The organism is Rahnella sp. PD12R (assembly GCF_019200965.1).
GTDB lineage: Bacteria > Pseudomonadota > Gammaproteobacteria > Enterobacterales > Enterobacteriaceae > Rahnella > Rahnella laticis.
The window spans coordinates 70,140-81,764 of sequence record NZ_JAHTMS010000001.1 but is presented as its reverse complement, the minus strand read 5'-3'; the positions used below and the strand labels follow the sequence as shown (position 1 = coordinate 81,764).

Here is an 11,625-nt window from a genome sequence, read left to right as displayed (position 1 = left end):
ACAGGTATGACCCCTGCCGTATTGCTCCTGGAAAAAAATAAAGTCAGTTTTACCCTTCACCCGTATGAACACAGCAGCGAAGAAACCAACTTTGGCGACGAGGCGGTGAAAAAGCTCGGGCTGGATGCGCGTCAGGTCTACAAAACATTGCTGGTTTCACTGAATGGCGATCCCAAAAATCTCGCCGTTGCCGTTACGCCGGTGGCATCAATGCTGGATCTGAAGAAAGTCGCCAAAGCGCTTGGCGCCAAAAAAGCCGATATGGCCGATCCCGCCATTGCGCAGCGCGTAACCGGTTATCTGGTGGGCGGCATCAGCCCGCTGGGGCAGAAAAAGCTGCTGCCGACGGTGATCGACAGCCCGGCGCAGACTTTCTCCACCATTTATGTTTCAGGTGGTAAACGCGGGCTTGATCTTGAACTGGCGGCAGGCGATCTTTGCCGCTTACTGAAAGGCCAGTTTGCTGAGATCGCAAAAGCCGGCTGACCGTATCGATGCATTCCCGACACGCATTCCTATATGCACAAATAAGACAGGTTCATCTGCTATGACCGACAATACGGCCACGCCAGACAGCCCGCAGAAAGACGCAGTCAAAAAGACTGCGTTTTCTATTCTGGCGGCGATCAGCGTTTCTCATCTGCTTAATGACATGATTCAGTCGCTGATCCTGGCGATCTATCCGTTGCTGCAAAACGAATTCTCACTCAGTTTTACTCAGATTGGCCTGATCACGCTGACGTATCAGATTACCGCGTCGCTGCTGCAACCGCTGATTGGCTATTACACCGACAAACATCCGCAGCCGTATTCGCTGCCCATCGGCATGGGATTTACGCTGTCGGGCCTGCTGTTACTGGCCGTGGCGCAAAGTTTCCCGGTTGTACTGCTGGCAGCCGCGCTGGTCGGTACAGGTTCGTCGGTGTTCCATCCCGAATCGTCACGCGTGGCGCGTATGGCTTCCGGCGGACGTCATGGGCTGGCGCAATCGTTGTTCCAGGTTGGCGGTAATTTCGGGGCATCGCTCGGCCCGTTGCTGGCGGCGTTAATCATCGCGCCCTACGGGAAAGGCAACGTCGCGTGGTTCTCTCTGGCGGCGCTGCTCGGCATTGTCGTTCTGCTGCAAATCAGTAAGTGGTATCGCCAGCAGCATCTGATCGCGAAAAAGCGCGGGCCGGTGAAAAATACCGTAACCGTATTGCCGCGTAAAACGGTGGCGATGTCGCTGGGGATTTTACTGGTGCTGGTATTCTCGAAGTATTTTTACCTGACCAGCCTGAGCAGTTACTACACCTTCTATCTGATTCATAAATTTGGTGTTTCAGTGCAGAACGCGCAAATCCATCTGTTCGTTTTCCTGTTCGCTGTGGCGGCCGGGACCATTATCGGCGGTCCGGTTGGGGATAAGATTGGGCGCAAATACGTCATATGGGCGTCAATTCTCGGCGTCGCGCCATTTACCCTGCTTTTGCCGCACGCCAATCTGATTTGGACCAGCGTTCTGAGCGTCATTATCGGCGTGATTCTGGCCTCGGCATTTTCGGCGATTCTGGTGTTTGCCCAGGAACTGATGCCGGGAAAAGTCGGTATGGTTTCGGGGCTGTTCTTTGGCCTGGCGTTCGGCATGGGCGGCCTCGGCGCTGCGGTGCTGGGCTATGTGGCGGACAGAACCAGCATCGAGCTGGTTTATCAAATTTGTGCCTTCCTGCCATTGCTGGGGATACTGACCGCATTCCTGCCAAATATTGAACGTAAACAAGCCTGAAGCATTCCCTTCCGCTGCCGATAATCATTTATCGGCAGCAAAAAAAGCCGTTGCCTCTTGAGATTCGCCCGCGAAAACCCATTTAAATCGTCCGTTCGAATTTTTTTTTCGGTCTGTCGGGCATTTAGCGCAAAAAAGGCCAAAAAATACCAACGCGTAAACGATTTTTACCATAAACTTAGAAACAATCTGCAACACATTTGTGCCATGCATAACCAGAAGGAGTCTGAATGCATCATTCTACGCCTCTCATCACTACCATCGTCGGCGGTCTGGTACTCGCTTTCCTGTTAGGAATGCTCGCCAACCGCCTGCGAATATCCCCTCTGGTTGGCTATCTCGCCGCAGGCGTGCTGGCCGGGCCTTTTACACCGGGCTTTGTTGCTGATACTTCACTTGCACCGGAGCTGGCCGAAATCGGCGTCATATTGCTGATGTTTGGCGTCGGTTTGCATTTCTCCATGAAAGATTTACTCGCGGTAAAGTCGATAGCCATTCCCGGCGCTGTAGCGCAAATCGCGGTAGCGACGCTGCTTGGGATGGGTTTATCGCGTTTACTCGGGTGGGACATTGCAACCGGTCTGGTGTTCGGGCTGTGTCTGTCCACCGCCAGTACCGTGGTTTTGCTGCGTGCGCTGGAAGAACGGCAACTCATTGAAAGTCAGCGCGGGCAAATCGCCATCGGCTGGCTGATTGTTGAAGATCTGGTGATGGTGCTGACGCTGGTTCTTTTACCGGCATTCAGCGGCATGCTCGAAAGCAACCACGCCAGCATTACCGGCCTGCTGACTGAACTGGCGATTACCATCGGCAAAGTCATTGCCTTTATGGTGCTGATGATGGTTGTCGGCCGCCGCGTGGTCCCCTGGATCCTGGCAAAAACCGCCAGCACCGGTTCACGCGAGCTGTTCACGCTGTCGGTTCTGGCACTGGCGCTGGGCATCGCCTACGGCGCGGTCGAATTCTTCGACGTGTCATTTGCACTGGGCGCGTTCTTCGCCGGGATGGTGCTGAACGAATCCGAACTCAGCCAGCGTGCCGCGCACGATACCTTGCCGTTGCGTGATGCTTTCGCGGTTCTGTTCTTTGTGTCGGTGGGCATGTTGTTTGACCCGATGATTCTGGTGCGCGAACCGCTGACAGTTGTCGCTACGCTGGCGATTATCGTGTTCGGCAAGTCGATTGCCGCCTTCTTCCTGGTGAAGATGTTCGGGCATTCGCGGCGCACGGCGCTGACGATTTCAGTCAGCCTGGCGCAGATCGGTGAATTCGCATTTATCCTCGCCGGTCTGGGTATTTCGCTGGGGCTGCTGTCTGAGCATGGTCGTAATCTGGTTCTGGCGGGCGCAATCTTGTCGATTATGTTTAACCCGCTGCTGTTCAGTTTGCTGGAAAAGTATCTGGAAAAAACCGAGACCATCGAAGATCAGAGTGTTGAAGAAGCGGTGGAAGACGAAAAACAGATCCCGTTTGATCTGTGCAATCACGCCCTGCTGGTCGGTTATGGCCGCGTGGGAAGCCTGCTTGGCGAGAAGCTTCAGGCTGCAGGAATTCCGCTGGTGGTCATCGAGAATTCCCGGCCACGCGTGGAAGCCTTGCGCGAACAGGGGATCAGCACGGTGCTGGGGAATGCCGCCAATCAGGAAATTATGGATCTGGCGCGCCTTGATTGTGCCCGCTGGCTGCTGGTGACGATTCCGAACGGTTATGAAGCCGGTGAAATCGTCGCATCTGCCCGAACCAAACGCCCGAATATCGAGATTATCGCCCGCGCGCATTACGATGACGAAGTCACGTATATCATGGAGCGCGGCGCTGACCGCGTGGTGATGGGCGAGCGTGAAATTGCCAACAGCATGATCGATATGCTGCAAATCGATATCATGACTGAAGAAGAAAAACGGCCTTTCTGCCCGATCTGATCGGGCAAAAAACAGAGGCTCAGTACACTGACTGAGCCTCTTTTTCCTCTGCGCATTTTTCCTTTAACTCCCTTCTATAAAAATATTCGAATTCAAATCAATTCTCTGTATTCTGTGTTTATGCCAAATAGTGATCGGTAGGCGCAATGTTGTTATCCCATCTGGAAACGTTAAACATTTTAAGTACGCCGGTCTGGATCGTTTCGGCGCACAGTCAGCACATTCTTTTTGCCAATACCGCGGCAAGAAAGCTGGCAGGCAACAGCCTTTTGGGGCCCCTGCGCAACGGCCAGTTCTCTGTTTATTCCCAGGAATCTCTCGAAGCCTATCTGCCCAATCTGAAGAAAGGCGATCAGATTGTTGAAATCTGGACCATCCATAAAGAAGGCCGCGCATTTCCGCTGAGTTGCCGCCTTTCTCTCGCGAAATTCGGGATTCAGGAACCGGCCATCGTGTTCGAAGGCTCGTACGCTTCGTCTGCCAGTGTGCCAGTGGTTAATCCTTTCCCCGATGAAACAAAGCCTTACCGTCGTGACGAAAGCGGTTTCTATGAACGCTTTTTCCAGACCAACAGCGCCCCGATGCTGCTGATCGCCCCTGAAAATAACGGACAGATTGTCGATGCCAATCAGGCCGCCACGCGGTTTTACGGCTATTCACGCGATGAGATGTGCATGAAACACACCTGGGAAATCAATGCGATGGGCCAGGACGTGTTGCCCGTGATGCATGAAATTGCCCGCTTTCCCGGCGGCCACAAGCCCCTGACGTTTGTACATAAACTGGCAGACGGAAATCTGCGCCATGTTCAGACTTACGCCGGGCCGGTGGTGGTGGACGGCACACGGCTGATGTTGTGCATCATCCACGACATCACTGAACAGAAACGCCTTGAGCAGGAACTCGAGCGCGCGGCGTTGCTGGATCCGCTGACCGGCGTGGGAAACCGACGCCAGTTTATGCAGCTGGTGGAAAATGCCCGCACGCAGAACCCGCAGAGAACGCACAATTTCAGCCTGATGCTGGTGGATGCCGACCATTTCAAAGCCATTAACGATCGTTACGGACATAACAAAGGCGACGATGCGCTGGTGATGCTGGCCAGAACGCTGGAAACGGGGATCCGCGAAACGGATACGGTTTTCCGCTGGGGAGGTGAAGAGTTTTTAATTTTGCTTCCGCTGACGGGTCTCGAAGGCGCGATGCACGTGGCGGAATCTTTGCGCAAAACGGTCGAAGAAAGGGTCAGCCCGGATCTTCCGGCGCTTACGGTCAGCGTTGGCGTGGCGCAATACGAAACCGGAGAGGATTTTACCCGTCTGTTTAAACGTGTGGACGACGCGCTTTATCAGGCCAAAACATCCGGCAGAAATCAGGTTCAGGCGGCGAGAGGTTCGGTAACGGGGGAGTTCCCCCCGTTACACTGACTTAACGTTCCCAGTAACTCTCTTCGAGGCTGTCTTCACGTTCCGGCAGGCCGCGCGTCAGGCGCGGTGAATGCTGGTTCAGTACCTGATAGCTCACACGGTTAGCGTATTTACAGACCTGCGCCAGCGATGAATAGGTAAGATACTCACGCGCATGTTTGCTGGAGTTGGGCACCGAACTGCGGTGGAATCCGTTCGCCGCGATGTCATGTAACAACGCCGATAATGCGCCATCGCCCGCCCCGTTGGTGTTCATGATTTTTTCCGGTCCGCCCATATACGGCGCGATGTGCGAATAAATTTTCATCGGCTGCTGGCAGCAGTCGCGGCGCATTGCGCGGCTGAATTCATACTGGTTGAATTCGGCAATCGCGCCCGGCAGCAGCGGATGCTGCGTAGTGCGTTTGAATTCCTCTTCGGTATAACTCGCCATAAATAAGCCGTTTGGCCCGGCGGTACATAACACCAGATCCACCCACTCCAGCGCCTTGTCGGCGGCCATCAGCGGGTCTTTCAGGCCGGTCAGCGCAAAACCCTCGTCTTCGTTCATCGCCAGAATCGAAACGTGGTCACGCAGGAAATCACGCCAGGCCTGCGGATCGTCAGCAATGACATATTGCGTACCGAGCGTTAAGACCACCGGCACCTGATGTTTTTTCGCGTATTCAATCGCCTGCATTGTCGCTTCCGGCATCGGTTCGCCGGGTTTGCTGCGCAACAGATAGGACGTCAGCAGCAGCGCGGACGCCCCGGCAATGACCTCTTCCGGCACGCTTGAGGCACGCAGTTCGTTCATTTTACCCGGGCTGATGGCAAAAGTGCGTTCGCCGGTATCGCTGATCAGCGTGAAACAGCGGCCAATTGCGCCGTCAACGCCTTGCAGGTAATTGAGATCGACACGGCTGGAGGTGTTACACAGATAACGGTAGGCGTAATCGCCAATCTTCACGTTGCTGCACATCACGCCGAGCAGGACGGAACGGTCATCGGCCAGTACGGAATAGTTGTGCAACGTATTACCCACGGTGCCGCCCGCAAACTGATGAGAAATGAGATCATGACTTCTCAGTTCCTGATAAAGCGCTTCCGACATATCATCATTCAGAATGTTGGATTCGCCGGGCGTCAGCCCGTAGCGGGCCACAAAATTTTCATCCACGCGCGCTTCAATATCTACCATGGTCTGGTCGATACCCACGATATAAGACGCGCCGCCTTCTGATTCCGGCTGCATCTCCTGCAACATGGAATCACGCAATAAGGGGTCACGTGCGCTGACCGGAAAATAGTGTTTAGACTTACGTTTACCAGGAAATTTCATTCATTGTTCTCGGGAAATTCAAAAAGCTCAGGCTTCAGTCAGAAGTGCTGAGTGACCAGCTGTTGCAGCAAATCGATATGCTCGGGCTGGTCGTTTAAGGCGTCAATATATTCGAAGCGCTCGCCGCCTGCATGAATAAAAATCTCACGGTTCTCTTCTTTGATTTCTTCCAGCGTCTCCAGACAGTCCGCCGCAAAGCCTGGACAGATAATCTGAATGTGCTTAACGCCCTGAGCCGGAAGGCCTTTCAGCGTTTCATCGGTATACGGCGTCAGCCAGGGTTCGCGGCCAAAGCGCGACTGGAACGTCAGCATAATTTTGCCGGCGGGCAGTTGCAGCGCCTCGGTCAGCGCCTGCGCCGTTTCATGGCAGCGTTTTTCATAATCATCACCTTCCGCCACAAAACGTTTCGGGATCCCGTGGAAGGACAATACCAGACGATCCGGCTCACCATGCTGAGCAAATGAACGTTCGATGCTGGCTTTCAGCGCAGAAATGTACGCCGGATGCGTGGCGTAATCGCGGATAAAGCTCAGGGAAGGCAGGCGACGCTGGGATTTCAGCACACGCGCCACGCCGTCAAATACGGCCGCGCTGGTGGAACAGGAATATTGCGGGTACAGCGGCAGAACCACCATTTTCGTTACGCCCTGCGCCAGCAATTTTTCAATCGGCTCTTTCATGCCCGGCTTGCCATAACTCATCGCCAGTTCCACTGGCGTCCCCGGCAGACGTTCTGCCAGTGCCTTTTGCTGACGGCGGCTAAACACCATCAGAGGCGAACCTTCTTCCATCCAGACCGCTTTATACAGTTTAGAAACGCGCGGTGAACGCAGGGGCAAAATCACGAAATTCAGAATAGGCCACCACAGCAGACGTGGGGTATCCACAACGCGGATATCACTCAAAAACTCAGCCAGATATTTTTTAACGGCCTGCGGAGTTGGTGCTTCCGGTGTCCCGAGATTGACCAGAAGGACACCGAATTTGGTCTGCGTCATGCGGAATTTCCTAAATTGAAGGCCCTGAAGCCAGTGTGAAAAGATGGGCGCCGCCGTTTAACTGAGACGTGGCAAAGTGGCGCACGTCATTGTAACGAAAACAAAGACAATCGGAACAACGGCATTAGCTATCAATGCGAATTGTTATTAATACCCGTCATACTTCGATTGGCCGATGCGTTGGCTACGTTCACTCACCCGAATCACTTACTTCAGTAAGCTCATCGGGACTCGTTCGCTTGCCGCCTTCCTGCCACTCGAATTATTTAGGGTATCAGGGAAAATGGAATGCCAGAAAAACAAACGGGGCGACCGAAGTCACCCCGTGATAGTGCAGAACTTGTGAGGATTAGCCTAAAATTTTAGCCAGTTCATCACGTACTGCTGAAACCTGCTGTGTACCGTCGATTTTGACGTATTGGGTGTTACCCGCAGCGGCTTCTTTGCTGTAGTAGGAAATCAGCGGCTCAGTCAGCTCATGGTATTCCACCAGACGTTTACGCACGGTTTCTTCCTGATCGTCTTTACGGGTGATCAGTTCTTCGCCAGTGACATCGTCTTTGCCTTCAACTTTCGGCGGGTTGTACTGGATGTGGTACACACGGCCAGAGCCAGGGTGTACACGACGGCCAACGATACGGTCAACGATCAGTTCGTCCGGCACATCGAATTCCAGCACGTAATCCACGCTGATGCCTGCGTCTTTCATGGCGTCAGCCTGCGGGATCGTGCGCGGGAAACCGTCTAACAGGAAACCGTTGCGGCAGTCTTCCTGCTGAATACGTTCTTTCACCAGTGCGATAACCAGTTCATCGGTGACCAGTTTACCGGCATCCATAATCTCTTTTGCTTTCTTGCCGAGCTCACTTCCGGCCTTCACAGCGGCGCGCAACATATCACCGGTAGAAATTTGCGGAATACCAAATTTCTCCATGATGAATTGAGCCTGAGTACCCTTACCTGCGCCCGGAGCGCCCAGCAGAATGATACGCATTGCGTAAATCCCCTTGCATGTAATTTTTATGAATCTCGAAAAACGGTCAACCATACCATTCTGAGCACTTTTGCTCAAGGAACACGCCATTCGGGAAGGAGAGTTAAACCCCATATTAACCGGAGAAGCAAACCAGACCGGTGGCAAAATGTCGCCCATAAAAAAGGGCATCGCTTGCGCGACGCCCTTCTTGTTTCTGTTCACACAGACCGGATGATTACGCCTGTAACAGCGTATTCATACGGCGGATAAACAGGTTTGGATCTTCCAGCGTACCGCGTTCAGCAAACAGCGCCTGATCGAGCAGCAGTTCGATCCACTCGCTGAACTGCGCTTCGTCGGTGACGTCAGAAGCCCGTTTCACCAGCGCGTGTTCAGGGTTCAGCTCGAAGATGTATTTCACTTCAGGCGCGTCCTGGCCCGCAGCGGCAAACAGTTTCGCCATCTGCGTGGTCATTTCGTCCGCGCCGGTGGTGACGATGGCTGGCGTGTCGGTCAGACGGTGCGTCAGACGCACTTCTTTCACGCGATCGCCCAGCAGCGTTTTCACACGTTCAACGAACGGCTCCAGCGCTTTCTCAGCTTCTTTCTGCTCTTCGCTTTCGTCAGCCAGTTTGTCCAGCGTGTCGTCGGCTTTGCTGACGGACTGGAAGGTTTTGCCATCGAACTCAGTCAGATAACTCATCATCCATTCGTCGATGCGGTCAGACAGCAGCAGAACTTCAATGCCTTTTTTGCGGAACAGTTCCAGATGCGGGCTGCTCTTCGCCGCGGCATAGCTGTCAGCGGTGATGTAATAAATCTTGTCCTGACCTTCCACCATGTTCGCCACATACTCTTCCAGCGACAGTGTTTGCGCGCTGTTGTCGTTGCGGGTGCTGGCGAAACGCAGCAGTTTGGCGATGGTTTCTTTGTTCGCGCCGTCTTCTGCCGGGCCTTCTTTCAATACCAGACCAAACTGTTTCCAGAATTGCAGATATTTCTCGTTGTCCTCTTTCGCCAGTTTTTCCAGCATTTGCAGAACACGCTTGGTCAGCGCGCTGCGCAGGTTCTGGGTAATACGGCTATCCTGAAGAATTTCACGCGAAACGTTCAGCGGCAGATCGTTGGAATCTATCAGACCCCGCACGAAACGCAGGTAATTCGGCATGAACTGCTCGGCTTCGTCCATGATGAACACGCGCTGAACATAGAGTTTCAGGCCGTGTTTGTGATCACGGTTCCACATGTCCCACGGTGCCTGCGAAGGGATGTACAACAGGCTGGTGTATTCCTGTTTACCTTCAACGCGGTTATGGCTCCAGCTCAGCGGATCGCTGAAATCATGGGAAATGTGTTTGTAGAATTCGTTGTATTCTTCGTCGGTCACTTCCGATTTACCGCGGGTCCACAAAGCCTGCGCTTTGTTGATTTGTTCCCAGGTCACGGTGCCGTCTTCTTCGTTGCGGGTTTCGACTTCAACCGGCAGCGCAATGTGGTCGGAATATTTGCTGATGATGGAACGCACGCGCCAGTCATCCAGGAATTCGTCCTGGTCTTCACGCAGGTGCAGGGTAATTTCGGTCCCGCGATCGGCTTTTTCGATATCAGCCAGGGTGTACTCGCCTTCACCGGCGGATTCCCAGAACACGCCTTCCTCAGCGCTGGCGCCCGCCGCACGGGTACGCACGGTCACTTTGTCAGCCACGATGAAGGCAGAGTAGAAGCCCACACCAAACTGGCCGATCAGCTGGCTGTCTTTAGCCTGTTCTGAGCCGACAGATTGCAGGAAAGCCTTGGTGCCGGATTTCGCGATAGTCCCGAGGTTGTCGATGACTTCATCGCGGGTCATCCCGATGCCGTTATCGCTCAGCGTCAGGGTGCGTTTTTCTTTATCAAACGCCAGACGCACATGCAGCTCGCCGTCGCCTTCATACAGTTCAGGCGTAGACAGCGCGCGAAAGCGCAGTTTGTCTGCGGCATCGGAAGCGTTAGAGATTAACTCGCGCAGGAAAATTTCTTTGTTTGAATACAGAGAATGGATCATCAGATGAAGCAGTTGTTTTACTTCAGACTGGAACCCGCGTGTCTCTTGTCCTTTCATACTCATCAAATTACCTCAATCCAGATACTGTTAGTGACCAAATCAGACGTTGAGGAGTAAGTGGGGTTATGGGCCGGAGTTTTCAAGCATAAGGGGAAATTTTTAAGAAGAAATGCAGAGGGATAGCAGAAATAAAGCCGGGCGCAGCAAGGTACGCCCGGCGATAACAGTCAGAACCGGAAGGGATTGCGCCCGGCGAGAGAATGCGACAGCGTGGTGCCGTCAACCATATCCAGCTCGCCACCGACCGGCACACCGTGCGCGATACGGCTCGCCAGCACGCCATACTGGCCGCACATTTCTGCGATGTAGTTAGCGGTCGCTTCACCTTCAACCGTCGGGTTAGTCGCCAGAATCACTTCCTGGATGTTCTCACTCTCCAGACGCTCTTCCAGACGGCCTAAACCAATATCGTCCGGCCCGATGCCATCCAGCGGTGACAGGTGGCCCATCAGCACAAAATAGCGACCGGAAAACTGACCGGTTTGTTCTATCGCGTGAATGTCCGCTGGGCTTTCGACCACGCAAATCTGACCGTTCTCTTTACGCCGTGGATTGGCGCAAATCGTACAGATTTCCTGCTCGGTAAAAGTACGGCAATCGGCACAGTGACCGATTTCAGACATAGCGCGCGTTAAAGACTGCGCCAGCCGCATTCCGCCGCTGCGATCGCGTTGCAGCAGCTGGAATGCCATACGCTGCGCTGACTTCGGGCCAACGCCCGGCAGGCAACGCAACGCCTCCATTAAAGATTCAAGGAGAGGGCTGGTTTGCATCAGAATGGCATCTTAAAGCCTGGTGGCAATTGCATGCCGCCAGACACGGCTGCCATTTTTTCTTTCTGAGTTTCGTCGATACGACGGGCTGCATCGTTGAACGCCGCAGCGATCAGATCTTCCAGCATGTCTTTATCGTCTTCCAGCAGGCTTGGATCGATTTCAACGCGACGCACGTTGTGCGCACCGTTGATGGTGATTTTCACCAGACCAGCGCCTGATTCACCGGTGACTTCCAGCTGAGCGATTTCCGCCTGAGCTTGTTGCATTTTTTCCTGCATTTGCTGGGCCTGTTTCATCAGGTTACCAATGCCGCCTTTTCCAAACATAGTCTTC

10 protein-coding genes are annotated in these 11,625 nt (G+C 53.8%); 4 read left to right on the top strand and 6 right to left on the bottom strand.

Annotation, left to right across the window (positions count from 1 at the left end; translation table 11 throughout):
• Positions 1-6: 6 nt before the first annotated feature.
• The 4 genes from ybaK (at position 7) to KWG64_RS00350 (ending at position 5,114) form a co-directional block, all read left to right on the top strand.
• The gene (gene ybaK, locus KWG64_RS00365; RefSeq protein ID WP_195814277.1) at positions 7-486 is read left to right on the top strand and encodes a Cys-tRNA(Pro)/Cys-tRNA(Cys) deacylase YbaK; all 480 of its coding nucleotides are present in this window, start codon (positions 7-9) and stop codon (positions 484-486) included.
• Between the two features lie 61 nt (positions 487-547).
• Positions 548-1,765, top strand: a complete 1,218-nt coding sequence (locus KWG64_RS00360; protein WP_218520618.1) for an MFS transporter — start codon at positions 548-550, stop codon at positions 1,763-1,765.
• 230 nt (positions 1,766-1,995) lie between these two features.
• On the top strand, positions 1,996-3,687 hold the full coding sequence (ybaL, locus tag KWG64_RS00355; RefSeq protein WP_218520617.1) for a YbaL family putative K(+) efflux transporter: 1,692 nt from the start codon (positions 1,996-1,998) through the stop codon (positions 3,685-3,687).
• 146 nt (positions 3,688-3,833) lie between these two features.
• Positions 3,834-5,114 (top strand): sensor domain-containing diguanylate cyclase, encoded by a 1,281-nt coding sequence (locus KWG64_RS00350; RefSeq protein ID WP_218520616.1) that lies wholly within the window; start codon positions 3,834-3,836, stop codon positions 5,112-5,114.
• A gap of 1 nt (position 5,115) precedes the next feature.
• Here KWG64_RS00350 and KWG64_RS00345 read toward each other — a convergent pair whose 3' ends face one another.
• From KWG64_RS00345 to KWG64_RS00320, 6 genes are all read right to left on the bottom strand, one after another.
• Positions 5,116-6,435, bottom strand: coding sequence for an inosine/guanosine kinase (locus KWG64_RS00345; RefSeq protein WP_218520615.1), 1,320 nt, complete (start codon positions 6,433-6,435; stop codon positions 5,116-5,118).
• A gap of 38 nt (positions 6,436-6,473) precedes the next feature.
• Complete coding sequence (gene hemH / locus KWG64_RS00340) at positions 6,474-7,436, bottom strand: ferrochelatase (protein WP_152327903.1); 963 nt, start codon at positions 7,434-7,436, stop codon at positions 6,474-6,476.
• Positions 7,437-7,785: 349 nt separating this feature from the next.
• A complete protein-coding gene (gene adk, locus KWG64_RS00335; RefSeq protein WP_101075522.1) occupies positions 7,786-8,430 on the bottom strand; it encodes an adenylate kinase in 645 nt (214 codons plus the stop codon).
• A 217-nt stretch (positions 8,431-8,647) separates the two neighbouring features.
• Positions 8,648-10,513 carry a molecular chaperone HtpG gene (gene htpG, locus KWG64_RS00330; protein WP_218520977.1) on the bottom strand — a complete coding sequence of 622 codons (1,866 nt, stop codon included), beginning with the start codon at positions 10,511-10,513 and terminating at the stop codon, positions 8,648-8,650.
• A 170-nt stretch (positions 10,514-10,683) separates the two neighbouring features.
• Entirely contained in the window at positions 10,684-11,289 is a 606-nt protein-coding gene (gene recR, locus KWG64_RS00325; protein WP_095924987.1) for a recombination mediator RecR, read from the bottom strand.
• On the bottom strand, positions 11,289-11,618 hold the full coding sequence (locus KWG64_RS00320) for a YbaB/EbfC family nucleoid-associated protein (RefSeq protein WP_013576599.1): 330 nt from the start codon (positions 11,616-11,618) through the stop codon (positions 11,289-11,291). The genes recR and KWG64_RS00320 overlap by 1 nt, the downstream gene beginning before the upstream one ends.
• Between the last annotated feature and the right edge of the window lie 7 nt (positions 11,619-11,625).

Excerpts from the sequence above, each read along its gene's own strand:
- ybaK (WP_195814277.1), top strand. The coding sequence starts at position 7 with ATGACCCCTGCCGTATTGCTCCTGGAAAAAAATAAAGTCAGTTTTACC.
- KWG64_RS00360 (WP_218520618.1), top strand. The coding sequence starts at position 548 with ATGACCGACAATACGGCCACGCCAGACAGCCCGCAGAAAGACGCAGTC.
- ybaL (WP_218520617.1), top strand. The coding sequence starts at position 1,996 with ATGCATCATTCTACGCCTCTCATCACTACCATCGTCGGCGGTCTGGTA.
- KWG64_RS00350 (WP_218520616.1), top strand. The coding sequence starts at position 3,834 with ATGTTGTTATCCCATCTGGAAACGTTAAACATTTTAAGTACGCCGGTC.
- KWG64_RS00345 (WP_218520615.1), bottom strand. The coding sequence starts at position 6,435 with ATGAAATTTCCTGGTAAACGTAAGTCTAAACACTATTTTCCGGTCAGC.
- hemH (WP_152327903.1), bottom strand. The coding sequence starts at position 7,436 with ATGACGCAGACCAAATTCGGTGTCCTTCTGGTCAATCTCGGGACACCG.
- adk (WP_101075522.1), bottom strand. The coding sequence starts at position 8,430 with ATGCGTATCATTCTGCTGGGCGCTCCGGGCGCAGGTAAGGGTACTCAG.
- htpG (WP_218520977.1), bottom strand. The coding sequence starts at position 10,513 with ATGAAAGGACAAGAGACACGCGGGTTCCAGTCTGAAGTAAAACAACTG.
- recR (WP_095924987.1), bottom strand. The coding sequence starts at position 11,289 with ATGCAAACCAGCCCTCTCCTTGAATCTTTAATGGAGGCGTTGCGTTGC.
- KWG64_RS00320 (WP_013576599.1), bottom strand. The coding sequence starts at position 11,618 with ATGTTTGGAAAAGGCGGCATTGGTAACCTGATGAAACAGGCCCAGCAA.